20 protein-coding genes and 1 other RNA gene are annotated in these 23,796 nt (G+C 68.6%); 5 read left to right on the top strand and 16 right to left on the bottom strand.

Annotation, left to right across the window (positions count from 1 at the left end):
- Window positions 1-4 precede the first annotated feature (4 nt).
- From GGR73_RS12165 to mraZ, 11 genes are all read right to left on the bottom strand, one after another.
- Window positions 5-961, bottom strand: a complete 957-nt coding sequence (locus GGR73_RS12165) for a D-alanine--D-alanine ligase (RefSeq protein ID WP_184457103.1) — start codon at window positions 959-961, stop codon at window positions 5-7.
- Window positions 958-2,391: a UDP-N-acetylmuramate--L-alanine ligase gene (gene murC / locus GGR73_RS12170; protein ID WP_046345715.1), complete on the bottom strand. Its 1,434-nt coding sequence runs from the start codon at window positions 2,389-2,391 to the stop codon at window positions 958-960. The genes GGR73_RS12165 and murC overlap by 4 nt, the downstream gene beginning before the upstream one ends.
- Window positions 2,388-3,659, bottom strand: a complete 1,272-nt coding sequence (gene murG, locus GGR73_RS12175) for an undecaprenyldiphospho-muramoylpentapeptide beta-N-acetylglucosaminyltransferase (RefSeq protein ID WP_184457105.1) — start codon at window positions 3,657-3,659, stop codon at window positions 2,388-2,390. Before murG ends, murC begins: the two co-directional genes overlap by 4 nt.
- On the bottom strand, window positions 3,656-5,029 hold the full coding sequence (ftsW, locus tag GGR73_RS12180; protein WP_184457107.1) for a putative lipid II flippase FtsW: 1,374 nt from the start codon (window positions 5,027-5,029) through the stop codon (window positions 3,656-3,658). Before ftsW ends, murG begins: the two co-directional genes overlap by 4 nt.
- The gene (mraY, locus tag GGR73_RS12185; RefSeq protein ID WP_024939425.1) at window positions 5,029-6,114 is read right to left on the bottom strand and encodes a phospho-N-acetylmuramoyl-pentapeptide-transferase; all 1,086 of its coding nucleotides are present in this window, start codon (window positions 6,112-6,114) and stop codon (window positions 5,029-5,031) included. Before mraY ends, ftsW begins: the two co-directional genes overlap by 1 nt.
- Window positions 6,104-7,597, bottom strand: a complete 1,494-nt coding sequence (locus GGR73_RS12190) for a UDP-N-acetylmuramoyl-tripeptide--D-alanyl-D-alanine ligase (RefSeq protein ID WP_184457110.1) — start codon at window positions 7,595-7,597, stop codon at window positions 6,104-6,106. The genes mraY and GGR73_RS12190 overlap by 11 nt, the downstream gene beginning before the upstream one ends.
- Window positions 7,594-9,069 carry a UDP-N-acetylmuramoyl-L-alanyl-D-glutamate--2,6-diaminopimelate ligase gene (locus GGR73_RS12195; RefSeq protein ID WP_184457451.1) on the bottom strand — a complete coding sequence of 492 codons (1,476 nt, stop codon included), beginning with the start codon at window positions 9,067-9,069 and terminating at the stop codon, window positions 7,594-7,596. The genes GGR73_RS12190 and GGR73_RS12195 overlap by 4 nt, the downstream gene beginning before the upstream one ends.
- 8 nt (window positions 9,070-9,077) lie before the next feature.
- Window positions 9,078-10,946 carry a peptidoglycan D,D-transpeptidase FtsI family protein gene (locus GGR73_RS12200; RefSeq protein WP_184457112.1) on the bottom strand — a complete coding sequence of 623 codons (1,869 nt, stop codon included), beginning with the start codon at window positions 10,944-10,946 and terminating at the stop codon, window positions 9,078-9,080.
- 82 nt (window positions 10,947-11,028) lie between these two features.
- Window positions 11,029-11,292, bottom strand: a complete 264-nt coding sequence (gene ftsL, locus GGR73_RS12205; protein WP_005991913.1) for a cell division protein FtsL — start codon at window positions 11,290-11,292, stop codon at window positions 11,029-11,031.
- The gene (rsmH, locus tag GGR73_RS12210) at window positions 11,289-12,332 is read right to left on the bottom strand and encodes a 16S rRNA (cytosine(1402)-N(4))-methyltransferase RsmH (protein WP_184457453.1); all 1,044 of its coding nucleotides are present in this window, start codon (window positions 12,330-12,332) and stop codon (window positions 11,289-11,291) included. The genes ftsL and rsmH overlap by 4 nt, the downstream gene beginning before the upstream one ends.
- A 14-nt stretch (window positions 12,333-12,346) precedes the next feature.
- Entirely contained in the window at window positions 12,347-12,802 is a 456-nt protein-coding gene (gene mraZ, locus GGR73_RS12215; protein ID WP_024939430.1) for a division/cell wall cluster transcriptional repressor MraZ, read from the bottom strand.
- Window positions 12,803-13,116: 314 nt separating this feature from the next.
- On the opposite strand from mraZ, the gene GGR73_RS12220 reads away from it, so the two are divergent.
- Window positions 13,117-13,890 (top strand): NRDE family protein, encoded by a 774-nt coding sequence (locus GGR73_RS12220; protein ID WP_054591405.1) that lies wholly within the window; start codon window positions 13,117-13,119, stop codon window positions 13,888-13,890.
- Between the two features lie 269 nt (window positions 13,891-14,159).
- Here GGR73_RS12220 and rnpB read toward each other — a convergent pair.
- An RNA gene (gene rnpB / locus GGR73_RS12225) (RNase P RNA component class A) lies at window positions 14,160-14,589 on the bottom strand.
- Between the two features lie 163 nt (window positions 14,590-14,752).
- Entirely contained in the window at window positions 14,753-15,574 is an 822-nt protein-coding gene (gene rsmI, locus GGR73_RS12230; protein ID WP_039523544.1) for a 16S rRNA (cytidine(1402)-2'-O)-methyltransferase, read from the bottom strand.
- 82 nt (window positions 15,575-15,656) lie between these two features.
- On the opposite strand from rsmI, the gene GGR73_RS12235 reads away from it, so the two are divergent.
- From GGR73_RS12235 to GGR73_RS12250, 4 genes are read left to right on the top strand one after another with little or no spacing between them, the layout of a single operon-like run.
- Complete coding sequence (locus tag GGR73_RS12235; protein ID WP_039530705.1) at window positions 15,657-17,387, top strand: penicillin-binding protein activator; 1,731 nt, start codon at window positions 15,657-15,659, stop codon at window positions 17,385-17,387.
- Window positions 17,388-17,391: 4 nt separating this feature from the next.
- Window positions 17,392-17,760, top strand: coding sequence for a YraN family protein (locus tag GGR73_RS12240; RefSeq protein ID WP_046345708.1), 369 nt, complete (start codon window positions 17,392-17,394; stop codon window positions 17,758-17,760).
- Window positions 17,761-17,779: 19 nt separating this feature from the next.
- Complete coding sequence (locus GGR73_RS12245) at window positions 17,780-18,319, top strand: metal-dependent hydrolase (protein ID WP_024939435.1); 540 nt, start codon at window positions 17,780-17,782, stop codon at window positions 18,317-18,319.
- Window positions 18,316-19,701 carry an FAD-linked oxidase C-terminal domain-containing protein gene (locus GGR73_RS12250; RefSeq protein WP_184457114.1) on the top strand — a complete coding sequence of 462 codons (1,386 nt, stop codon included), beginning with the start codon at window positions 18,316-18,318 and terminating at the stop codon, window positions 19,699-19,701. The genes GGR73_RS12245 and GGR73_RS12250 overlap by 4 nt, the downstream gene beginning before the upstream one ends.
- A 13-nt stretch (window positions 19,702-19,714) precedes the next feature.
- Here GGR73_RS12250 and GGR73_RS12255 read toward each other — a convergent pair whose 3' ends face one another.
- From GGR73_RS12255 to kdpC, 3 genes are all read right to left on the bottom strand, one after another.
- Window positions 19,715-20,431, bottom strand: coding sequence for a response regulator (locus GGR73_RS12255; protein WP_016903095.1), 717 nt, complete (start codon window positions 20,429-20,431; stop codon window positions 19,715-19,717).
- On the bottom strand, window positions 20,421-23,081 hold the full coding sequence (locus tag GGR73_RS12260) for a sensor histidine kinase (RefSeq protein ID WP_065032075.1): 2,661 nt from the start codon (window positions 23,079-23,081) through the stop codon (window positions 20,421-20,423). Before GGR73_RS12260 ends, GGR73_RS12255 begins: the two co-directional genes overlap by 11 nt.
- Window positions 23,082-23,142: 61 nt before the next feature.
- Window positions 23,143-23,796 carry a potassium-transporting ATPase subunit KdpC gene (kdpC, locus tag GGR73_RS12265; RefSeq protein ID WP_184457116.1) on the bottom strand — a complete coding sequence of 218 codons (654 nt, stop codon included), beginning with the start codon at window positions 23,794-23,796 and terminating at the stop codon, window positions 23,143-23,145.

The raw sequence follows: 23,796 nt of genomic DNA on the forward strand, positions 1-23,796 counted from the left end.
CGCGTCATAGCGTCTGCTCCAGCACGCGCCAGACCAGTTCTTCGAAATCGATGCCGAGCTGGCGCGCGGCCTTGGGCACCAGCGAGTGGCTGGTCATGCCGGGGGCGGTGTTGACCTCCAGCAGATACAGCTGGCCGCTGGCACGGTCGCGCATCACGTCGACGCGGCCCCAGCCGCGGGCACCGGCAGCGCGGAAGGCGTCCAGGGCGAGCTGGCGCAGTTGCGTCTCGGCATCGCCGTCCAGGCCCGGGCACAGGTACTGGGTGTCGTCGGCCAGGTACTTGGCGTTGTAGTCGTACCACTGGCCCTTGGGCACGATGCGGATCGACGGCAGCGCGACCTCGCCGAGCACGGCCACGGTGAGTTCGTCGCCTTCGATCAGTTGCTCCATCAGCAGCGCGCCGTCGTAGCGCGCCGCCAGCAGCACGGCTTGTTCGAGCTGGGCCTGGTCGAACACGCGGCTGATGCCGACGCTGGAGCCTTCATTGGCCGGCTTGACGATCACCGGCAAGCCGATCTGCCGGGCGGCGGCATGGATGTCGTCGGCGCTGGCACCGGCGGCCAGGCATGCATAGCGCGGCGTGGACAGGCCCAGCGACAGCCACACCTGCTTGGTGCGGATCTTGTCCATGCTCAACGCCGAACCCAGCACGTTGGAGCCGGTGTACGGCACCTTGAAGGCTTCCATCAGGCCTTGCACGATGCCGTCTTCGCCGCCGCCGTTATGGCCGTGCAGCACGTTGAAGACGCGATCGAAGCGTTTTTCGACCAGCGCCTGCGCCAGGGCTGGAATGCCGTCGACCGGCTGCGCGTCGACACCGCGCGCGCGCAGTGCGTCGAGCACGTTGCTGCCGGAGTTCAACGACACTTCGCGCTCGGACGAGGTACCGCCGAGCAGCACGGCGACGCGTCCGAACGCGGCCGGATCGCTGGTACGTGCGTTGGGAATCACCGCGCTCATGCGCTCGCTCCGGTGAAACCGTTGTTGATGATGTGCTGCGCGACATAGCCGATATCGCCGGCGCCCATCATCAGCAGCAGATCGCCGTCCTGCAGCACGTCCGGCAGCACTTCGGCCAGGCCGGAAATCTGCCCGACCACCACCGGTTCGCTGCGGCCGCGTGCACGGATCGCACGCGCCAGCGCGCGCGCATCGGCGCCTGGAATCGGTGCTTCGCCGGCCGGATAGACCTCGCTCAGCACCAGCGCATCGACGGTGCTCAGCACCGCGGCGAAGGCATCGAATTGATCGCGGGTACGGCTGTAGCGATGCGGCTGGAAGGCGACGACCAGACGCTTGTCCGGCCAGCCGCCACGGGCGGCGGCGAACACCGCTTCCAGCTCGCGCGGATGGTGGCCGTAATCGTCGACCACGCGCACGCGCGCACCGGTGCTGGTGGTGACTTCGCCCAGGTCGTTGAAGCGGCGGCCAATGCCGGCGAAGTTTTCCAGCGCACGCGCGATGGTCTCCGGCGCCACGCCCAGCTGCCAGCCGATCGCAGCGGCCGCGAGTGCGTTGAGCACGTTGTGACGGCCCGGCAAGGCCAGCGTCACCGGCGTGGTGGTGCCTTCGGGCAGACGCAGCGTGAAGCGCATGCGCGGGCCGTCCTGCACCACGTCTTCAGCGCGTACGTCGGCGTTTTCGCTCATGCCGTAGCTCATCACGTGGCGCGGCGTCTTGCCGGCCAGCGCGGCCACTTCCGGGTCGTCGATGCACAGCAACGCCAGGCCGTAGAACGGCAGGCGCTGCAGGAACTCGGCGAAGGCGGCCTGGATGCGTGCGAAATCGTTGCCGTAGTTTTCCAGGTGATCCGAATCGATGTTGGTGATCACCGCCATCAGCGGATTCAGGCGCAGGAAGCTGCCATCGCTCTCGTCGGCCTCGGCCACCAGCCACTGGCCGCCGCCCAGCTTAGCGTTGGCGCCGGCGGCCAGCAACTGCCCGCCGATGACGAAGGTCGGATCCAGCCCGCCCTCGCTCAGCACCGCTGCGGCCAGGCTGGTGGTGGTGGTCTTGCCATGCGTGCCGGCCACCGCGATGCCGCGACGGAACCGCATCAACTCGGCCAGCATTGCCGCACGCGGCATGATCGGAATGCGCTGGCTGCGCGCTTCCATCAGCTCGGGGTTGTCTTCGCGGATCGCGCTGGACACCACTACGCAATCGGTGCCGAGCACGTTGGCCGCCGAATGCCCGCGCATCACCCGCGCACCCAGCTTGGCCAGCCGCCGCGTCGCCGCGTTATCGGAGTTGTCCGAGCCGGAGACTTCATAGCCCAGCGTCAGCATCACCTCGGCAATGCCGCTCATGCCGGTGCCGCCGATGCCGACGAAATGCACGCGCGGAAACGCACGCACCAGATCGCCACTGTCCTGCAGACGGCGGATCACGCGGCACCTCCGGTGGAGGTGCCGGGATTGGGAATTCGGGATTGGAGATTGGCAACGGCGGCGATCGATCGCGCCGAGAATTGACCATTAACGGATTTCTGCATGCTTTCCTGCTTGTGCTGTTGCTCTTTACGAATCCCCAATCCCGAATCTCCACTCCCGGCTTCCTGAAGAATGATGTCGGCGATGCGTTCGGCGGCGTCCGGCTTGGCCAGGGTGCGGGCGGCCTGCGCCATCGCCAGGCGGCGGGCGGGGTCGGCGAGCAGGGTCTGCAAGACCTGCTGCAGGCGAGCGGCCAGGGTGTCGTCCTGCTTGAGCAGCACGGCGGCGTCGGCGCCGACCAGGTATTCGGCATTGCGGGTCTGGTGGTCGTCCACCGCTGCGGCGAAGGGCACCAGCACGCTGCCGATGCCGGCGGCGCACAGTTCGGCCAGCGTGGAGGCACCGGCGCGGCACACGACCAGGTCGGCCCAGGCGTAGGCGGCGGCCATGTCGGCGATGAAGGGTTCGACGCTGGCGTTGACGCCCGCCTGCGCGTACGCGGCCTCGGCTTCGGCACGCAGCTTTTCGCCGCACTGGTGGCGCAGCTCGACATCCGGGTGACCGAGCGCGGCCAGTGCCGCCGGCACGGCCTGGTTCAATGCGCGTGCGCCCTGGCTGCCACCGAGCACCAGCACACGTACCGCAGTTCCACGGCCGAGCAGGCGCGTGGCCGGCGCGGGAAGCGCTGCGATTTCCGCACGCACCGGATTGCCCACCGCTTCTTCGCCGGCGAAGCTGCCCGGGAAACCGGTCAGCACACGGCGCGCAAACCGCGACAACACCTTGTTGGTCATGCCGGGCGCGCGGTTCTGCTCATGCACCAGCAACGGCACCCCGAGCAGCCGCGCTGCCAGGCCGCCCGGGCCGGCCGCAAAGCCGCCGAAACTGATCACCGCGCGCGGCTGGCGCTTGCGCAGCACGAAGCCGGCGGCGCGCACCGCGCGCATCACCCGCACCGGTGCACCGAGCAATTTCACCAGGCCCTTGCCGCGCAGGCCGCTGATGGCCAGCGTATCGAGTTGAATATCGTGCTGCGGTACCAGCCGGGTTTCCATTGCGCCGTCGGCGCCCAGCCAGGTCACCGGCACGCCACGCGCGCGCAGCACCTTGGCCACGGCCAGACCCGGGAAGATATGCCCGCCGGTGCCGCCAGCCAGAATCATCACTGGTCGGATCCCCGCACCTGGATGTGCAGGCGTTTGCGCGGGATTCGCATGAGCGCTCATGCAATCCTCCCGAAGGTCGGTTCCACGCGCGGCTGCATGCGGCTGGTGCCGCGCAGGAACTCAGACGCATGCGCAGACGTGGCCGAGGCTGCGGCAACCGGTGCCGGCGCGGCGGCAACCGGCTCGCGCTGCGGTTTGCGCGCGGGCGCGTAGGCCGGCGTGGCCGACTCGACCACCGGTTCGGCCGGCTCGGCCGACGGTGCGCCAGCACCCTGCGGCGACAACTTGCTGCGCAGGCGCTCGGCACGATCCATTTCGTAGGACACGCGCAGCAGCAGGCCCATTGCCACGCAGGTCATCAGCACCGACGAACCGCCGGAGGAAATCAGCGGCAGGGTCAGGCCCTTGGTCGGCAGGATGCCCAGGTTCACGCCTACCGAGACGAAGCTCTGCAGGCTGATCCACAAGCCGATGCCGAAGGCGATGTAGCCGGAGAAGTGACGCCTCATTTCCACGCAGCGCATGCCCAGCCAGAACGCGCGGCCGACCAGCAGCGCATACAGCGAGATCACCCCACACACGCCGACAAAGCCGAGTTCTTCGGCGATGACCGAGAAGATGAAGTCGGTATGCGCTTCGGGCAGGTAGTTGAGCTTCTGCACCGAGGCGCCCAGGCCCACGCCGGTCCACTGGCCGCGGCCGACCGCCATCAAGGCGTTGGACAGCTGATAGCCGGAGCCGAGCTGGTCGGCCCACGGGTCCAGAAACGAGGTGATGCGACGTAGCCGGTACGGCTCCAGGATCGCGATGAAGGCGAACACCGGCAGGCCGAACACGATCGGCATCGACATGCGCGGCAGGTTCACCCCGCCCAGCACCAGCATGCCGGCGGTGATCGCCAGCAGCAGCGTGGACGAGCCGAAGTCCGGCTGCATCAGCAGCAGGCCGACCAGGGCGATCGCCACGCCCAGCGGCTTGAGCATCGCCGGCCAGGTCGCATTGACCTCGTCGCGAAAGCGCACCAGGTAGCTGGACAGCCACACGATGTAGAGCACCTTGACCGCTTCGACAGTCTGGAATTTCGACACGCCCAGGTTGATCCAGCGCTTGGCGCCGTTGACGCTGCTGCCCAGGCCGGGCACGAACACCACCATCAGCAGGCCGAAACAGGCCAGCAGCAACACCTGGTTGTACTGCTCGATGGTCTTGAGCTCGGTGCGCATCGCCCAGAACGCCAGGCCCACGCCGATGCCCAGGAACAGCAGATGGCGGGTCAGGTAATAGAACGGGTTGTCGGACAGCTCGATCGAACTGGACGCCACCATCACCACGCCCAGCGAGGCGAGCGTGGCCGCTGCCCCGAGCAGCCACGGGTCGTAGCGGCCGCCGATGGCGTCCAGTCGCGTGGCCTGGCGGGACATGTCGTTCATCAGCGCACCTTCAACGTGGCAAGGCCGATCAGCACCAGCACCACCGAAATGATCCAGAAGCGCACGATCACGCGCGGCTCCGGCCAGCCCTTGAGTTCGAAGTGGTGATGGATCGGCGCCATGCGGAACACGCGCTTGCCGGTCAGCTTGAAGCTGGCGACCTGGATCATCACCGACAGCGTTTCGATCACGAACACCCCGCCCATGATCACCAGCACCATCTCCTGGCGCACGATCACCGCGATGGTGCCCAGCACCGCGCCCAGCGACAGCGCGCCGATATCGCCCATGAACACCATGGCCGGATAGGTGTTGAACCACAGAAAGCCCAGGCCTGCGCCGGCGATCGCCGAGCAGATGATGATCAGCTCGCCGGCCCCGGGAATCAGCGGGATCTTCAGGTATTCGGCAAACACCACGTTGCCCGAGGCGTAGGCGAACACGCCCAGCGCACAGGCCACCAGCACGGTCGGCATGATCGCCAGGCCGTCCAGACCGTCGGTCAGATTGACCGCGTTGGAGAAGCCGACGATCCAGAAATAGGCGATCACCACAAAGCTCACGCCGGCCAGCGGCAGCGCGATCGACTTGAACATCGGGATGTAGAAGGTGATCGCGGCCGGCACGTCGGCGGTGTAGTACAGGAACAGGCCCGCGGCCAGGCCGAAGATCGACTGCAGCAGATACTTCCAGCGCGACTTCAGGCCGTTGGGATCGCGGCGCACGATCTTGATCCAGTCGTCGTACCAGCCGATCGCACCGAAACAGACCATCACCGCCAGCACCAACCATACGTAACGGTTGCGCAGGTCGCCCCACAGCAGCACCGACAAGGTCACCGTCAGCAGGATCAGCGAGCCGCCCATGGTCGGCGTGCCGGCCTTGGAGAAATGCGTCTGCGGGCCGTCCTGGCGGATCGGCTGGCCGCCCTTGAACTGGGCCAGCTTGCGGATCACCGCCGGGCCCATCCACAACGACAGGAATAGCGCGGTCAGCGCGGCCAGGATGCCGCGGAAGGTCAGATAGTTGAACAGCCCGAACAGGCTCTCCAGTTGCTGCAGCCAACGCGCCAGCTCAAGCAGCATGGGATGCGTCCTCCGCCGGTGCGAGCAGCGCGGCGACGATGCGGTCCATGGCGCTGCCACGGGAGCCTTTCACCAGCAGCGTGGGCGGGGTTTGCGCCGTGGTGGCGGCAGTCTGCGCCGCCGCACCGGTGTGTTCGTACATCGAAGAAGATTCCTGCGTTTGGGTCGGCGAAACGGCGAGCTGCGCCAGATCCGCCTGCAAGGCCGCGATCAACGCGGCATGGGTGGCGAACACGCGGCCGCCCTCGCCGAACGCCTGTGCGGCGGCGGCACTGAGCTCGCCCAGCGCGTACAGGCGCTGCAGCTTGGCCGCGCGCGCGCGACGTCCGGCGGCGGCATGCAGGGCGGCGCCTTCCGGGCCGAGTTCGCGCATGTCGCCGAGCACCAGCCAGCCTTCGCCAGGCGCAGCAGCCAGGGTGTCGATGGCGGCATCCAGCGAGCCGGGGTTGGCGTTGTAGCTGTCGTCGATCAGCACCGCGCCGCCAGGCAGGGCGTGGGTGATCTGACGGCCGGCCACCGGACGCACCTGCGCCAGACCGGCGGCGATGATCGGCAAGGCGATGCCCGCACCCAAGGCCAGGCCGGCCGCCGCCAGCGCGTTGAGCACGTTGTGGCGGCCCGGCAACGGCAGCGCGATCTGCGCCTGGCCTTGCGGGGTCACCAGGGTGAATTGCGCGCCACTGGCCTGCAGCCGCAAGCCATGCGCGGTAATGTCGGCACTGGCCTGCAGGCCGTAGCGCAACACGCGGCGGCCCTGCACCGGCTGCGCATGCAGTTGCTGCTCGAACCAGGCACCGAAGGCATCGTCGGCATTGATCACCGCCACGCCATCGGCCGGCAATGCGGCGTAGATGGCGCCCTTGGTGCGGGCGACGCCGAGCAGGCTGCCCAGGCGTTCCAGATGGGCGGGGGCGATGTTGTTGACCAGGGCCACGTGCGGCTGGGCGATCTCGGTGAGATAGGCGATGTCGCCCGGCTTGCCGGCGCCCATTTCGTAGATCGCCAGGTCCGCATCGTCGGGGGCGGCGATCACCGCCAGCGGCAGGCCGATCTCGTTGTTGCGGTTGCCCGGCGTGGCGTACACGGTGGTGCCGTCGACACGCCCGGCCTCGGTCAGGATGGCCAGCAGCAGCGCCTTGACGCTGGTCTTGCCGTTGGAGCCGGTCAAGGCGATCACCCGCGTGGCACGATCGCGCTGCATGCCGGCGGCGATACGCGCCAGCGCCAGTTCGGTATTTTCCACCAGCACCTGCGGCACGCTCAGCGCCGGCAGCAGGCGATCGACCAGCACACCGCTGGCGCCGTGCGCCACCGCGTCTGCGACAAAGTCGTGCCCGTCGAAACGCTCGCCGCGCAGCGCCACGTACAGGCTGCCGTTGGCCAGCGTGCGGGTGTCGTTGCCGACGGTGTCGATCATGGCGTCGTCGCCATGCAGCTCACCACCGGCCCAGTGGGCGATCAACGACAGCGGCGTGAGCTTCATGCGCGCACTCCCAGCACGGTACGCGGCAACAAGGCCTGCGCCGCCACGATGGCGTCGTCGAAGGCATGCCGCACGCCGGCGACTTCCTGGTACGGCTCGTGACCTTTGCCGGCGATCAGCACGATGTCGGAGGCACTGGCCATGCTGATGGCCTGATGGATCGCCGCGGCGCGGTCGCGCTGCACGATGGCCGCATCCGGACGTGCGAAGCCGCGCAGGATATCGGCCACGATCACATCGCCATCCTCGCCACGCGGGTTGTCGTCGGTGACGATCGCCACGTCGGCATTGATCTCGGCAATGGCCGCCATCTGCGGGCGCTTGCCGGTGTCGCGCTCGCCGCCGCAGCCGAACACGCAGATCAGCCGGTCCTGTGCATGCGCACGCAGGCTGGCCAATGCCTGTTCCAGCGCGTCGGGCGTATGTGCGTAGTCGACGACCACCAGCGGTGCGCCATGCGCGCCGCCGAGGCGATTCATGCGGCCGTGGATCGGTTGCAACCGACCGAGCACTTCGGCGATCTGCGCCGGCGCGATCTCCAGCGCAGACAACGCACCGGCCACGGCCAGCAGGTTGTCCACGTTGAAGCGGCCCAGCAGCGGCGAGTGCACCGGGTGCACCTGGCCGTCGAGATGCAGCGCGAAATTGATGCCGTTGTGATCCAGCTGCAGTGCCTGCGCACGCACGCCTGCCTGGGCCTGCGCGCGCGAACTCACGCCGATCGCGCGCAGCGCGGGGTCGAGCGAGGCCAGCAGCGTGCGGCTGAATTCATCGTCCAGGTTCACCACCGCGGCTTTCAATCCGGCGCGCGTGAACAGCCTGGCCTTGGCCGCGCCGTACTGCGCCATGTCGCCGTGGTAATCGAGATGGTCGCGGGTGAGATTGGTGAACACCGCCACGTCGAAATGCACCGCATCCACGCGGCCCTGGTCCAGCGCATGCGAGCTGACTTCCATCGCCACCGCCTGCGCGCCCGCGTCGCGCAACTGCGCCAGCAAGGCATGCGTTTGCAGCACCAGCGGCGTGGTGAAACCGGTCGGCACGGCGCTGCCGTACAGACCGACGCCCAGGGTGCCGAGCGTGCCGGCAGGGGTGCCGAGCAGCGTCAGGGCCTGCGCCAGCAATTGCACGGTGGAGGTCTTGCCATTGGTGCCGGTGACGCCGACCATGCGCATCGCCCGCGAGGGCTGGCCGTGGAACTGATCGGCCATCGCGCCCAGGCGCGCCCGCAGGCCCGGCACCGCGATCGCGTCGGCCGGTGCCGGCAGATCGGCCGGCGCCGGCGGCTCGAACAACACCGCCGCCGCGCCATTGGCGCGCGCCTGGTCGACAAAGCCCAGACCATGCGCACCGAAACCGGCGATCGCCACGAAGGCATCGCCCGCACGCACCGCACGGCTGTCCATCACCAGGCCCGACACCTGCACCTCGCGCGCAAGCGGCACGTCCGGCAACAACTGCGACAGCGGCATGCTGCGGCTCACTGGCGGCTCTCCTGCAGCGGTGCAGGCTGGGCGGGTGCGGGCAGTGCAGCCGGTGCGAGTGCGGTGGGAATACCCGCAGACACTTCATCCACCGGGTCCGGCACCAACGCCGGGTCCAGATCGGCCGGCTGCGGCTTGACCACCGGCTGCCCGGTCTTGCCGGCGGCCTGCGCCGCCAGCCACGACTGGATGTCGTCCGGCGGCACGTCCATCAGCCGCAGCGCGCCTTCCATCACCCTGTGGAACACCGGCGCCGACACCAGGCCGCCGTAATACACCTTGCCCTGCGGATCGTTGATCACGATGACGGTGGCAAAGCGCGGCCGCGTGGCCGGCACCAGGCCGGCGAACAGCGCGTTGTAATGCCCGCGCTCGTACCCGTTGGCGCCGTTCTTGCGGGCGGTACCGGTCTTGCCGGCCACGTGATAGCCCAGGATCGCCGCGCCCTTGGCGCCGCCCTGGGTGACCACGGTTTCCATCATGTCGATGACCTGGCGCGCCACTTCCGGAGTGACCACCTGGCGGGTCTCGTTGTGCTGGCCGCGCACGAAGGTCGGCGGGGTCAGCTTGCCGCCGTTGCCCAGCGTGGCGTAGGCCTGCGCGATCTGCAGCGGCGTCACCGACAGGCCGTAGCCGTAGGACATGGTGGTCTTGGACGGGCCGCTCCAGCGCGCCGGCTGCAGCACCACGCCGGCCGATTCGCCGGGAAAACCGCTGTGCGGGGCAGCGCCGTAACCGAAGTTGCGGATCGACTGATAGAAGGTCTGGTCCGGCACCTTGGCGGCGATCTTGGCCGCGCCGATGTTGGAGCTGCGGGTGATCACGCCGGTGACGTTGAGCACGCCGTTGTTGCGCGGCACATCGCGGATGGTGAAGCGCCCCACCGACATGTAGCCGGGGTTGGTGTCGATGACCGTGTCCTTGGTCACCACACCGGCGGTCAGCGCGGTGGCCACGGTCAGCGGCTTCATCGTCGAGCCCGGCTCGACCAGATCGGTGACCGCACGGTTGCGGCGCGCCGACGGGTTGATGCCGGTGACCGCATTGGGGTTGTAGGTGGGCAGGTTGACCATCGCCAGCACTTCGCCGGTGGCCACATCCATCACCACCATCGACCCGCCGGCCGCATTGTTTTCGACCAGTGCGTTGCGCAGCTCCTTGTAAGCCAGGAACTGGATGCGGCGGTCGATGCTCAGCGTCAGGTCCTTGCCCGGCTGGGCCGGACGTACCAGATCCACACTCTCCACGATCGCGCCGCGCGCATCGCGCACCACCTTCTTGGAGCCCGGCTTGCCGCGCAGCCATTCGTCGAAGGCCAGCTCCAGGCCTTCCTGGCCGCGGTCGTCGATATTGGTGAAGCCCAGCACGTGGGCCATCGCCTCGCCTTGCGGATAGAAGCGACGGAACTCGCGCTGCGAGAACACACCGGGGATCTTCAGGTCGACAATGGCATGTGCCTTGTCCGGGTTGATCCGGCGCTGCAGGTACATGAATTCCTTGCCGGCCTTCTGCGCCAGCTTGGCGTTCAACTCGTCCAGCGGCTGGCCAAGCGCCTTGGCCAGCTCGGGGACGCGGTCCGGGTTGCGCAACAGTTCCTGCGGATTGACCCAGATCGATTCCACCGGCGTGGACACCGCCAGCGGCTCGCCGTTGCGGTCGGTGATCATGCCGCGCGAGGTGGCGATCGGCAGTTCGCGCAGGTAGCGCGCTTCGCCCTGGCGCTGGTAGAAATCGCGGTTGACCAGCTGCACGAACGCCGCCCGGCCGATCAGCGTCACCGAGCACAGGCCCAGCGCGATGCCGACCAGCGTCAAGCGGCCACGCAGATTGAAGTTGCTGCGCGCGCGGTTGCGGCCGGCCTTCATTCCGCACCTCCGTGTGCGCCACCCTGCGGGCGGCTACGCCGTGCACAACGGCTGTCCTGCCGTTCGGTCACCTGCCGTCTGCTCATGGGCGCACCACCACGATGTCGTTGGTCTCCGGGAACTTCATCCCGATGCGCGCACGCGCAACCTGATCCACGCGATTACTTTCCGCCCAGGTGGCCTGCTCCAGCTGCAGCCGGCCGAATTCGATATTCAATTCATCGCGCGTGTGCTCGAGCTTGGACAACTGCACGAACAGCTTGCGATGCATGTGGCGCATGTACACGACCCCGATCGCCGAGGCGATGCTGCAGGCAAGCAGCACGATGAGCAGCAGGCGGCTCATGCAGCGTCTCCTTGAGACGCCGGGATTGGGGATTCGGGATTCGAGATTCGCTCAGAGCGCTTTTCCAATCCCGAATCCCTACTCCCGAATCCCAGCTTCTCAGCCACCCGCAACACCGCGCTGCGGGCGCGCGGGTTGACGCTCAGTTCGGCGTCGTCGGCCTTTATGGCGCCACTGATCAGCTGCAGCGTCGGTACGAACGGCTGCGCTTCGGGCAGGCGGCGGTTGCTCGGCGGGGCCTTGGCGTAGCGGGCCATGAACTGCTTGACGATGCGGTCTTCCAGCGAATGGAAGCTGATCACCGCCAGGCGGCCGCCGGGCTTGAGCGCGCCCAGGGCGGCGTCCAGGCCGGCTTCCAGATCGTCCAGCTCGCGGTTGATGTAGATGCGGATCGCCTGAAAGCTGCGCGTGGCCGGGTGGGTCTTGCTGTCGCCGCGCGGCATCACCGAGGCGATCAGCTCGGCCAGTTGCGCGGTGCGCAGCAGCGGCTGTTCGGCGCGGCGGGCCACGATGGCGCGCGCGATGCGGCGGCTCTGGCGCTCTTCGCCATAGGTCCACAGCACGTCGGCTATCTCGCGGTCGCTGGCATGCGCCAGCCACTCGGCCGCGCTCTGGCCGGCGTCCGGATCCATGCGCATGTCCAGCGGGCCGTCCTTGCCGAAACTGAAACCGCGCCCGGCCACGTCCAGCTGCGGCGAGGACACGCCCAGATCCAGCAGGATGCCGTCGACGGTTGCCGCAACGACCACCTGGCCGAGGCCGGCAAAGCTGCCGCGATGGATGGACACGCGCGCATCGTCACCGAACGACTGTTCGGCCACGGCGATCGCGTCGGGGTCCTTGTCCATCACCAGCAGTCGACCTCCCGGGCCAAGATGTTGCAGCACGCCACGGGCGTGTCCGCCACGTCCGAACGTGCCATCGAGATAGGTTCCGTTTTCGATCACCTGCAGGCCGTCCAGAACCTGCGTGTACAGCACCGGCACATGGGCCGCCGGTGGCTGCGACACCGGGTGACCGGGCTGCGCTTCACCGCGCATCCGGGCACCCCGGCTCACAACCTGAGATCGAGCAATTCATCGCCCAGATCCCCGTCAGACAATGTCTGCTGGATCAGTGCGCGATGTGCCTGCTCGCTCCAAAGTTCGAATTTGTCGCCCATGCCCAGCAGCACGGCCTTCTTCTCGATGCCGACCGCATTGCGGTGGCTGGCCGGGATGCTCAGACGGCCATTGGCGTCCAGCTCCAGCACTGCGGAAGAACCCACCAGTTTCTGCTGCAGCGTGCGGATCACGCGTTGGGTATTGGGCTTGGACATCACATCGTCACGCACCCGCTCCCACTCCTTTTCCGCGTACAGCCACAGGCACCCGGCTTCGAACGGGTTGTAGGTGAGCACCAGGCGATTGCCGCTCACACGCGTGACCAGGTCGCGGTACGCGGTTGGCACCGCCATACGCCCCTTGTCGTCCACCGTGATGGCAGTCTCGCCCTGAAACACCGAATACAACCTCGAATACCCGCTGGGGGATCATTGAACCACGAAAAACCACAAAACACCTGGTTTTCCCTCCGTTGCCCACCTTAGCAGCGCGTCAAAGGTTGTCAACAACTTTGAAGGTCACAAATCGCCAGTCGCATCAATGAGTTGCAGCACTCTTTAGAGACTTGTTCAAAGGTTATCCACAAGTTGCTGTTTCATCTCAGATTTTGAGATTGAACAAAAATTCAGGGGCGTGAAGGCCATGTAAACCCGACCGCAGTCTCACTTCACACTGCGCCAGCTGCACATGGTCGTTGCGCAAACAGGCGACAATCGGCGCCATGTGCCTGGTCGCTCTTGCCTGGAAAACCCACCCCCGTTGGCGTCTGCTGCTGGCGGGCAACCGCGATGAATTCCACGACCGGCCGACCGCTGCACTGGCGCCCTGGCCGGCACCCGCCGACGGCGTGCTGGCGGGCCGCGACCTGCGCTCGGGCGGCAGCTGGGTGGGGTTGGGCAGCGACGGCCGCGCCGCGGTGGTGACCAATGTCCGCGACCCGCTCGCCACGGCGTCCGGCCGCTCGCGCGGACATCTCATTGCCGACTACCTGGCCGGCAGCCTGGACGCGGCCGTGTACGCCGGCGACCTGGCAGCGGCCGCGCACGAATTCCCGCCATTCAATCTATTGCTGTGCGACGCCGAGCGCTGCGAACACCTCAGCAACCACCCGCCGTTGGCACGCACGCTGGCGCCGGGCATCCACGGCATGTCCAACGGCCCGCTGGACGCGCACTGGCCCAAGACCGCCGCGCTGACTGCAGTCCTGCACGACTGGTGCGCGGCAGGCAGCGACGACCTGCAACCGCTGTGGAGCGCCCTGGGCAACCCCGCCATCGCGCCCGACGCCGCCCTGCCCCACACCGGCGTGGACCTGCCCACCGAACGCCTGCTCTCGGCCGCCTTCATCAACGGCTCCAGCTACGGCACCCGCGCCAGCACCATCGTCGCGGTGGACCACCAGGGCAGCGGCTTCATCCACGAACGCCGCTTCGGCCCCGCCGGGATCTTCCAGGGCGAAACGCGGCTGGACATCGTCGGGACGCGTCGACAATGACCGCCGCAACCAGCGCACAGTGATCGCAGCCAAGGCAAGGCGCCCAGCAACGCACCCAAGTGCAAGCCCCCTTGAGTCAAGGGGGCGCGGCGACAGCCGCAGGGTTTTGGCATGCCTAGGAGCGGGGCCCGCGTTTTGTACTGCCAAAGGCGGTACGAAGCGTGGGTGTCTGCTTAGGGCGAACACCCAAAGAAGGCAGCGACACAGCCGCGGAATTCTGGCCCCCAGAGGGGCCCCGCGTTGAGAAGGGCGAACGCCCGAAAGTAAGGTGGCGGAGCCGGCCGGTAAGCCGGGTTCTGTCGTGGACAGTCATTCGTCTAGGCGCTACGTCACCGCAGCGCTCAAGCAACCTACCCGGATCCAGCGCGGGCCACGCCAATGGATCCCTATTTGGTCTTGCTCCAGGTGGGGTTTGCCGTGCCGGTCCGTTACCGGACTCGCGGTGCGCTCTTACCGCACCATTTCACCCTTACCGGCCCCTCGCCACCCCTCTGCGGCCTCCGAACGCACTTGGCGATGCCTATATGCATCGCCGACACGCTTCAGTGGCGGCAGAGGGGTGACGAGGGACGTAGGCGGTATCTTTCTGTTGCACTTTCCGTCGGCTTGCGCCGCCCAGGCGTTACCTGGCACCTTGCCCTATGGAGCCCGGACTTTCCTCGGCACTCTTGCGAGTGACGCGACTGTCTGGCCGACTCCGCCGGGGCGCACTATACGCTATCGCCACCGTGCAGAACGGCGCCGCGAGCCGGCCCCGCCATCGCCGGCAGGCCCGCAATTGCCCGTAGGAGCGCACCCGGGCGCGAGAGGCGCTACCGAGAAAAATCCCAGTGCACGTCAACGTGCTCCTGCAACAGCACACCTAGCCGCCATACAAGGCCTTGCGCGGCGCACCGGTCAGCTCGGCAGCCAGCTTGGCAGCGGTGGACGGCGGCAGGTGTTCGGCCAGCTTGGCGTAGACGCGGCGGCCTTCGGCCAGCTGGCCTTCGGCGGCGTCGGCGGCGCCCTGCACCATCACCACGAACTCGCCCTTGCGCTGGTTGTCGTCGGCTTCGACCCTGGCCTGCAGCTCGGCCAGGGTGCCGTCGAGCACGGTTTCGAACAGCTTGGTCAGCTCGCGGGCGATCACCGCCGGGCGCTCGTCGCCGAAGGCCCCGCGCAGGTCGGCCAGCGACTCGACGATGCGGTGGGAGGACTCGTAGAACACCAGGGTGCGGGTTTCCCCGGCCAGGTGCGCCAGGCGCTCGCGGCGGGCGGCGCTCTTGGCCGGCAAAAAGCCTTCGAAGCCAAAACGGTCGCTGGGCAGGCCGGCCACGCTGAGCGCGGCGATGGCGGCGCAGGCACCCGGCACCGGGCTGACCCGGATCCCGGCCGCACGGGCGGCGCGCACCAGCTTGAAGCCGGGGTCGCTGACCAGCGGGGTGCCGGCGTCACTGACGATGGCCAGCGACTCGCCCTCGCGCAGGCGCGCGACGATGCGCTCGGACATCGCCTCTTCGTTGTGGTCGTGCAGGGCCAGCAGCGGGCGGTCGATGCCGAAATGGCCGAGCAGCTGGCGGGTATGGCGGGTGTCTTCGGCGCAGATCGCGGCCACGCCACGCAGCACCTCCTGCGCACGCGGCGACAGGTCGGCCAGGTTGCCGATCGGCGTGGCGACCACGTGCAGGGTTCCGGGGGAGGTCATCAACGGTATTCCGTAGGGCAAAGGGTAGAATCGTAGCGTTTTTAACGGTCCGCCCCGGCGGGCCCCGTCCAATGGATCTGAAATGAACAAGCGTGTTGCAAGGATCTCCGCCCTGTCGCTGATGGTGATGCTGGCCGCCGGCTGCGCCACCAGCAGCGTGACCCAGACCGCCTCGCCGACCCAGAGCGCGGCGCTGGCGTTGCTGGACCAGGGCAAGCCGCGCGAGGCGGCGCAGCAACTGGAAGCCGAGGCCGCCAGCGCCAGCGGTGCGCAGCGCAGCCGCCTGCTGGCCGCGTCTGCATTCGGCTGGCACGACGCTGGCGATGACGCACGTGCGCGCACGCTGCTGGCGCAGGTGACCCCGCGCCATCTCAGCGGCGAAGACCGCGCCCGCTTCGCGCTATTGACCGGCGAGCTGGCGGTGATCGACAAGCAGGCCGCGCAGGCGCTGCAGGCCCTGGGCGACAGCCCGCAAGGCCTGCCGCAGCCGCTGCAGACCCGCTGGCTGCTGGCACGCGCCGCCGCACTGGAAGGCACCGGCGACCTGTTCGGGGCCGCCGCCGACCGCGCACGCGCCGACGCCAGCCTGACCGGCACCCCGCGCAGCGAGAACCAGCGCGCGATCGTGCGCCTGCTCGCCGCACTCGACGACGCCACGCTGAAGGGCCGCACCGCGGCGCTGCCGGCGGGCGACCCGCTGTACAACTTTGCCGGCCGCGCCTTGATCAGCCGCGGGCTGGCGCTGCCACGCGCGTTCGATCGCGACGCGCAATGGGGCTTTGACACCAGCAAGCGCCCGCCGGCCGAACGCGACGGCTATCGCCCGCCGGTCAAGCTGGGCGTGCTGCTGCCGCTCAGCGGCAGCCTGGCCACCGCCTCGGCGCCGGTGCGCGACGGCCTGCTGGCCGGTTACTACGCCGAAACCCGCCGCCGCCCGGAACTGCGCTTCTTCGATACCGCCGGCACTGCCGCCGGCGCCAATGCCGCCTACGACAAGGCGGTGAGCGCCGGGGTCGACTACGTGGTCGGCCCACTGGGTCGCGACGAGGTCAGCGCCGTGTTCGCGCGCGGCCAATTGGCAGTGCCGGTGCTGGCGCTCAACCGCCCCACCGACAACAAAGCACCGCCCAGCGGCAGCGCCGGCTTCTCGCTGGCGCCGGAAGACGACGGCATCATGGCCGCCGAATACCTGCTCTCGCGCGAGCGCCGCAACGTGCTGATCGTCGGCACCAGCGACGACAACGGCAAGCGCACCATCAAGGCCTTCCGCGACCGTTTCACCGAACGCGGCGGCAGCGTCGCCGGCAGCATCAGCGTGGCCGAGGTACCGGGCGACATCGGTGCGCAGCTGCGCAACTACGGTGCTGCCGATGCGGTATTCCTGGCGGTGCGCGGCAACACCGCGCGCGCGCTGGCGCCGCAACTGGCCTTGAGCGGATTCGCCGGCAAATCGCGCGTGGGCACCTCGCAGCTGGTGGCCGGCACCGGCAAGGTCGAAGACGACCTGGCCCTGGACGGCATCATCTACCCCAGCGAAACCTGGACCGCGCTGGGCGTGTCCGGGCTGCCGGCCTCCACCCAGGTTGCCAGCACGCTGCCCAGCGCACGCGGACCCGGCGCGCGCCTGTTCGCGTTCGGCTACGACGCCTGGAAGATCAGCGCCTATCTGGAAAAACTCGCCACCGGCACCGACGGCGGCCTGCGTGGCGCCACCGGCACGCTGCATCTGGATGGCTTCGGCAACGTGCTGCGCACCCCGGCCTGGTCCACCTTCAACGGTGGCCGCCCGGTGCCGATCGCCGACGGCCGTTGACGCCATGCCGGCAGCGCGCCAGCAGCGGGGTGCGGCGGTGGAGGCGGCCGCACGCACGCTGCTGGAGCAGGCCGGGTTGCAGCTGGTGGTGGGCAATGCCAACTACCGCGGCGGCGAACTGGATCTGGTGATGCGCGACGGCCAGGCACTGGTGTTCGTGGAAGTGCGCTATCGCCGCGACAACCGCTTCGGCGGCGGCGCGGCATCGGTGGATGCGCGCAAGCGCCGCAAGCTGGTGCTGGCCGCGCAGTTGTTCCTTGCCTATCACCCGGCGCTGGCGACCTTGCCGTGCCGCTTCGATGTGGTGGAAGCCAGCGGCGAGCCGGTGGTGCTGAACTGGATCCGCGACGCCTTCCGCGCCGACGATTGCTGACGACGACGACCCACGCGCGATGCCGACCATCATCACCCATGCCGCGGTGCCGCTGGCGCTCTGGTGCGCCAGTGAACGCGGCCGCCTGTCGCCGCGCCTGCTCGGTGCCGGCATCGTCGCGGCGATGTTGCCCGATGCCGACGTGCTGGCGTTCGCGTTGCATGTTCCGTATGCGGATGCGTTCGGCCATCGCGGTGCCAGCCACTCGTTGCTGTTTGCCGGGCTGATCGCGCTGCTGGGTGGTGTTGCGCATCGCCTGTTGCGTGCGGACGCGCTGCAGGCAGCAGCGTTCTTGTTCGTCTGCGCCGCATCGCATCCATTGCTGGATGCGATGACCTCCGGTGGCCTGGGCGTTGCACTGACCTGGCCCTGGAGCGAGGCGCGCTGGTTCGCGCCATGGCGGCCGATTCGCGTGTCGCCTTTCGCCAACGGTTTCTTCAATGCGCGCGGCCTTGCCACGCTGCTCTCCGAGCTGCGCTGGGTCTGGCTGCCGCTCACCGTCGCGGTGCTGGGATGGAAATGCATCCAGCGCGCGGCACCACAGGATCACACTTCATGACCGATGTGCTTCCCACTGCCCTGGCCGCGTTACTGGCCGCGCGGCTTGGCCCCGATGGCTGGTTGACCGGCGACGACGCGCGGCGCCGCTATGGCGAGGACGATTCGCGCCGCTGGGCATTGCCCGCCGCCGTCGCCTTGCCGGGCGATACCGAGGATGTGGTGGCCATCGTGCAGGCCTGCCGCGCGCATGGCGTGCCGATCGTCGCGCGCGGCGCCGGCACCGGCACCACCGGTGCGGCGGTGCCGTTTTCCGGCGGCGTGGTGGTGTCGATGGCACGCATGGATCGCATCCTTGCGCTGCGTCCGGCCGATCGCTGCGCCATCGTGCAACCGGGCCTGCTCAACGGCCAATTGCAGCAGGCCTTGCAGCCGCATGGCCTGTTCTGGCCGCCGGATCCGTCCAGCGCGGACATCTGCAGCGTCGGCGGCAATCTGGCCACCAATGCCGGCGGCCCGCGCGCGGTGAAATACGGCGCCACCCGCGACAACGTGCTCGGCCTGGTCGCTGTGACCGGCACCGGCGAGGTGATCCGCTGCGGCGGCGCGTACACGAAGAATTCCACCGGCTACGACCTGACGCATCTGCTGGTCGGCAGCGAAGGCACCCTGGCGATCATCGTCGAAGCGACCTTGAAGCTGACGCCGCGCGCGATCGCGCAAGCCGGCGTGCGCGCGCTGTATCGCGATGCGGCCAGCGCCGCGGCGGCGGTGTCGCGCATCATGGCGCAACCGACCACGCCGACGATGCTGGAATTCATGGATGCCAGTGCGATCGCATTACTGCGCCGCAACGGCAGCGATGTGCCCGAGGCCGGCGCGATGCTGCTGATCGAAGCCGATGGCGATCACGACACCCTGCCCTACGCATTGCAGGCCTTGCACGATGCCGCCGATGGCGAAGGCGTGGTGAGCCTGGACGTGGCCGCCGATGGCAGCGCGCGCGACAGGTTGTGGGCCGCGCGGCGTGCGCTGTCGCCGGCATTGCGCACGATCAAGCCGGGCAAGATCAACGAGGACGTGGTGGTGCCGGTCTCGCGCATCCCCGAACTGGTGGCCGGCGTGGAAGCGCTTGCCGCCGAATTCGCGTTGCCGATCGTGGCCTTCGGCCATGCCGGCAACGGCAACCTGCACGTCAACATCATGTACGACCCGGCCGATGCCGACGAGGACGCGCGCGCACATGCCGCATTGCCGCGTCTGTTCGCACTGGTGCTGTCGCTGGAAGGCACACTCTCCGGCGAGCACGGCATCGGCGTGGCCAAGCGCGACTTCATGGCCCAAGCCTTCAGCGCAGAGACGCTGGCGGCGATGCGCGCGATCAAGGCCGCGCTGGATCCGGACGGGATCCTGAATCCGGGCAAGGTGCTGCCAACGCGCTAGTGGCGTGGTCGCCTCAGCGCGTCACCCCGATAAAGCGCAAACCCACGCCCGGTTCGGTGACGATGTAATGCGGGTCGGCGGCATCGTCGTGCAGTTTCTGGCGCAGCTTGCCGACCAGGATGCGCAGGTAATGGGTGTCTTCCTCATGGGTGGGGCCCCACACCTCGCGCAGCAGTTGCGGCTGGGTGACCACGCGGCCGGCGTGCTTGAGTAGCAGCGCGAGCAGGGCGTATTCCTTGCGGCTCAAGGGCACCGCTTCGCCATCGAGGGTGACCTCGCGCAGGCCCAGGTGGATGTGCAGGCGGCCGTCGTCGAACACGCTCTCTTCCACCGTGCTGCCGGCGCCGGCCTGGCGCAGCAGCGCGCGGATGCGCGCCATCAGTTCCTGCACGCCGAACGGTTTGGTGACGTAGTCGTTGGCGCCGGCATCGAGCGCGGCGACCTTTTCGGTTTCGCCGGCGCGCACGGTGAGCATGATCACCGGCACGTTGGACCACTGGCGGATCTCGCGCAGCACCTCGTGGCCGTCGCGATCGGGCAGGCCGATGTCCAGCACCACCAGTTCGGCGCCCTGCCCGGCCAGCGTGGCCAGGCCTTCCTCGGCGGTGCCGGCCTGCAGCACGCGGTAGCCCTGCGCACGCAGGCTGATGTCGAGAAAGCGGCGGATCTGCGGCTCGTCGTCGACGATCAGCACGCGGGCAGGCGGGATGGCAGTGGGGTCAGTCGGCATCGGGGCGAGGTGGCGCAGCGGGAACGAGCAATGGCAGCGTAATGCGGATCGTGGTGCCGTGACCATCTGCACCAGCCAGCGCCTCCACGCTGCCGCCATGCGCGCCGATCATGCCCTGGCAGATGGTCAGGCCCAGCCCGGTGCCGTGACGGCCGCGGTCGCCACGCTCCACGCTGTAGAACATGTCGAAAATGCGCGCGCGCTCGTCCTCGGGAATGCCGGGACCCTGGTCGCCGATATCGATCTGCAGCGCGCCAGCCTGCAGCCGTGCCTGCACGGTGACGGCCACACCGGCTGGCGAAAATTTTGCCGCATTCTCCAGCACGTTGAAGATGGCCTGTTCCACCAGCGCCGGGTGCACCCAGATCGCCGGCAGGTCGGCGGCCAGATCCAGTTGCAGGCGCACCGCCGGCTGGTAGCGCTGCAGCCGCCGCGTGGCCGAGCCGATCAGCTCGTCCACGCCGATCCAGTCGCGCTTCAAGGTCAGCCCGGTGTGGCCGAGCCGGGTCATGTCGAGCAGGTTCTGGATGTAGCGATCCAGCCGCTCGCCTTCGAGCTGGATAGTGTCGAGCAGGCTGTGGCGGTCCTGCGCGTCCATCGCATCGCCGTAGCTGGCCAGGCTGCTGGCCGAGCCGATCATCGAGGCCAGCGGCGAGCGCAGATCGTGCGAGACCGAGGACAGCAATGCCGAGCGCAGGCGCTCGGTTTCGCCACTGACACGCGCTCCTTCCAGATCGGCGACCAGGCGCGTGCGCAGCGCCGCCTGGCCGATGTCCTCCACCATCGCTTCGGCCAGCCGACGCTCCTCCAGGCCGGGCCGCTGCACGCTCTGACGGAAGCGCAGCGCGGCCACCCCCAGGCTGCCGCGTTCGTGCCGCACCGGCAAGCACCACCACTGCGCACCGGCCAGCGTATCGGTGAAGCGGCCGGCCGGCTGACCGTGGCGCTGGGTCCAGTCCGCCGCGCTGCGATCGAGTGCACCGAAGCTGGCCGGTGCATCGCTTTCGCGCTGCTCCAGACGCAGCCAGGCCTCGGCATCCAGGGCCGTGGTCAGCGCGCGACGGCCGGCTTCCAGCACCTGCCCCAGGTCGGCGGCGGTGCTGAGCTCGCGGGCCAGCGTCTGCAGCGCATTGGCATGCGCATTGGCGGCGCGCAAGGCCAGCACCTGGCTGCGCAGGCGCGAGGCCAGGCGGCCGGCGACCAGGGCAGCGATCAGGAACAGGCACACCGTCACCACGCCCTGGCGCGCGCTGATGTGCAGGGTGAAGCGCGGTTCGATGAAGAAGAAGTTGTAGGCGACAAAACTCAGCAGCGCGGCGATCACCGCGGCAGCCATGCGCGTGCGCGAGGCCACCAGCACCACCGCGACGATGAACACCATCGACAGGTCGTCGATGTCGGTCCAGCGCTGGATCACCCACGCCACCGCGACCGCGGCAGCGGCGGCGATCGCCGCGAAGGCCAGGTCGTAACGCTGCAGCCACTGGCGCGGATTGCGCCAACGCTGGCGTGCGCGTGCGCGCGCATCGGCGGAACTGACGATGACCAGTTCGTAATGCGCGCCACGTTGCAGCAGTTGCTGGGTCAGCGTGCGGTTGAACATGCGCGCCAGCGGGCGTTCGCGCGTGCGCCCCAGCACCAGCGTGGACACGCCGTTTTGCGCGGCGAAATCCAGCAACGCCTCGGCGACGTTGGCGCCGTGCAGCAGCGCGGTATCGCCCCCCAGGCGGCGTGTAAGTGCGAAGGCGCGGTCGATCTCCAGCTGCCAGGCGGCGTCGGCCACGGTGCGCGTCTGCACGGTGACCACCGTCCACGGGGCATCGCGTCGTTCGGACAACCGCCGCGCCACCCGCACCAGATAATCCGAGCTGCCACGCCCATCGATGGCCACCACCACGCGGCGGCGCAAGGCGGCAGTGCCCGGCAAACCGCGTGCGGCCTGGGTGTCGCGCAGGTCGCTGTCGACGCGGTCGGCCGCGGTCTGCATCGCCAGCTCGCGCAGCGCGGTGAGGTTGGAAGGCGAGAAAAACGCCTGCAAGGCCTGTGTCGCCTGCTCGGGCAGATACACCTTGCCCTGCTGCAGGCGCTCGATCAGTTCGCGCGGCGGCAGGTCCACCAGCACGATGTCGCGCAGGCGGTCGAACACCGCATCGGGCACGGTTTCGGACACGCGCACGCCGGTGATGCGCAGCACGATGTCGTTGAGGCTTTCCAGGTGCTGGATGTTGACCGTGGTGTAGACATCGATGCCGGCATCAAGCAGTTCCACGATGTCCTGCCAGCGCCGTTCGTGCCGGCTGCCCGGCACGTTGCGATGGGCCAGCTCGTCGATCAGCGCCAGCTTCGGCTTGCGCGCCAGCAACGCGTCCAGGTCGAGTTCTTCCAGCTCCCGGCCCTGGTAGTTGATGCGGGTGCGCGGCAGCAGCGGCAGGCCATCCAGCAGTGCCGCGGTTTCGCTGCGGCCATGGGTTTCCACCACTCCGGCCACCACGTCCATGCCCTGGCGCAGGCGCTCGCGCGCCCGCGACAGCATGGCGTAGGTCTTGCCCACCCCGGGCGCCGCGCCCAGAAACACGGTCAGGCGCCCGCCATGTTCGCGCTGCAGTTCGCCGATCAGCGCGTCGGCTTGTTGGGTGCGGGCGTCAATCATGGAGGCCGGGATTGGGGAAGCGGGATTGGGGATTGGTGCAGCCTACCGCGAGCTGACAGCTCTAGTGCTGTTGCCTTGGCCCATTCCCGATTCCCGACTCCCCATTCCCCGCGCGATCCAGCGCCAGGTTCAGTGCCAGCACATTCACCCGCGGCTGCCCGAGCAGACCGAACTGTGGCTGTTCGGTGGCGGTCCTTACCAGCGCGGCCACGCGCTGTTCCGGCCAGCCGCGCGCGGCGGCGACCCGGCGCACCTGGACCTGGGCGCCGGCCGGGCTCAGGTGTGGATCCAGGCCACTGCCGGATTGGGTGATCAGCTCGGCGGGGACCGCCTCCGGTGCGATGCCGTCGCGTGCAGCCACCTCGGCGCGCGTGGCGGCGATGCGGCTCTGCAGGTCGGGATTGGAGCGCGCCTGGTTGCTGCCGGCCGCCGCGCTCGGGTCGTACTTGGCCGCCGAGGGGCGTGGCTGGAAATAGCGCGCATTGGCAAACGGCTGCGCCACCAGGGCCGAGCCGACCACACGCGCGTCATCGCGCAGCAACGAGCCATGCGCCTGCTCGGGGAACAGCGCGCCGGTGATGCCGGTGGCGACCAGCGAATAGCTCAAGCCCAGGCCCAGCAGGATGAACAACGCCAGCATCACCGCCCCGCGCAGGGCGCCGTCGTCACGCAACGGCTGCGCCGTGGACGGACCGGCTTTCGAAGAAATCGTCAT

The sequence above is a fragment of the Xanthomonas sp. F14 genome, assembly GCF_014199865.1.

Bases quoted from the DNA above. Each gene is read 5' to 3' on its own strand.
- ftsW (WP_184457107.1), bottom strand. From the start codon at position 5,029: ATGAACGACATGTCCCGCCAGGCCACGCGACTGGACGCCATCGGCGGC.
- rsmI (WP_039523544.1), bottom strand. From the start codon at position 15,574: ATGACCTCCCCCGGAACCCTGCACGTGGTCGCCACGCCGATCGGCAAC.
- murG (WP_184457105.1), bottom strand. From the start codon at position 3,659: ATGAGCGCTCATGCGAATCCCGCGCAAACGCCTGCACATCCAGGTGCG.
- GGR73_RS12245 (WP_024939435.1), top strand. From the start codon at position 17,780: ATGCCGACCATCATCACCCATGCCGCGGTGCCGCTGGCGCTCTGGTGC.
- GGR73_RS12165 (WP_184457103.1), bottom strand. From the start codon at position 961: ATGAGCGCGGTGATTCCCAACGCACGTACCAGCGATCCGGCCGCGTTC.
- GGR73_RS12220 (WP_054591405.1), top strand. From the start codon at position 13,117: ATGTGCCTGGTCGCTCTTGCCTGGAAAACCCACCCCCGTTGGCGTCTG.
- GGR73_RS12200 (WP_184457112.1), bottom strand. From the start codon at position 10,946: ATGAAGGCCGGCCGCAACCGCGCGCGCAGCAACTTCAATCTGCGTGGC.
- kdpC (WP_184457116.1), bottom strand. From the start codon at position 23,796: ATGACGATTTCTTCGAAAGCCGGTCCGTCCACGGCGCAGCCGTTGCGT.
- GGR73_RS12195 (WP_184457451.1), bottom strand. From the start codon at position 9,069: ATGCCGCTGTCGCAGTTGTTGCCGGACGTGCCGCTTGCGCGCGAGGTG.
- rsmH (WP_184457453.1), bottom strand. From the start codon at position 12,332: ATGCGCGGTGAAGCGCAGCCCGGTCACCCGGTGTCGCAGCCACCGGCG.
- GGR73_RS12255 (WP_016903095.1), bottom strand. From the start codon at position 20,431: ATGCCGACTGACCCCACTGCCATCCCGCCTGCCCGCGTGCTGATCGTC.
- GGR73_RS12260 (WP_065032075.1), bottom strand. From the start codon at position 23,081: ATGATTGACGCCCGCACCCAACAAGCCGACGCGCTGATCGGCGAACTG.
- GGR73_RS12240 (WP_046345708.1), top strand. From the start codon at position 17,392: ATGCCGGCAGCGCGCCAGCAGCGGGGTGCGGCGGTGGAGGCGGCCGCA.
- GGR73_RS12250 (WP_184457114.1), top strand. From the start codon at position 18,316: ATGACCGATGTGCTTCCCACTGCCCTGGCCGCGTTACTGGCCGCGCGG.
- GGR73_RS12235 (WP_039530705.1), top strand. From the start codon at position 15,657: ATGAACAAGCGTGTTGCAAGGATCTCCGCCCTGTCGCTGATGGTGATG.
- ftsL (WP_005991913.1), bottom strand. From the start codon at position 11,292: ATGAGCCGCCTGCTGCTCATCGTGCTGCTTGCCTGCAGCATCGCCTCG.
- GGR73_RS12190 (WP_184457110.1), bottom strand. From the start codon at position 7,597: ATGAAGCTCACGCCGCTGTCGTTGATCGCCCACTGGGCCGGTGGTGAG.
- mraY (WP_024939425.1), bottom strand. From the start codon at position 6,114: ATGCTGCTTGAGCTGGCGCGTTGGCTGCAGCAACTGGAGAGCCTGTTC.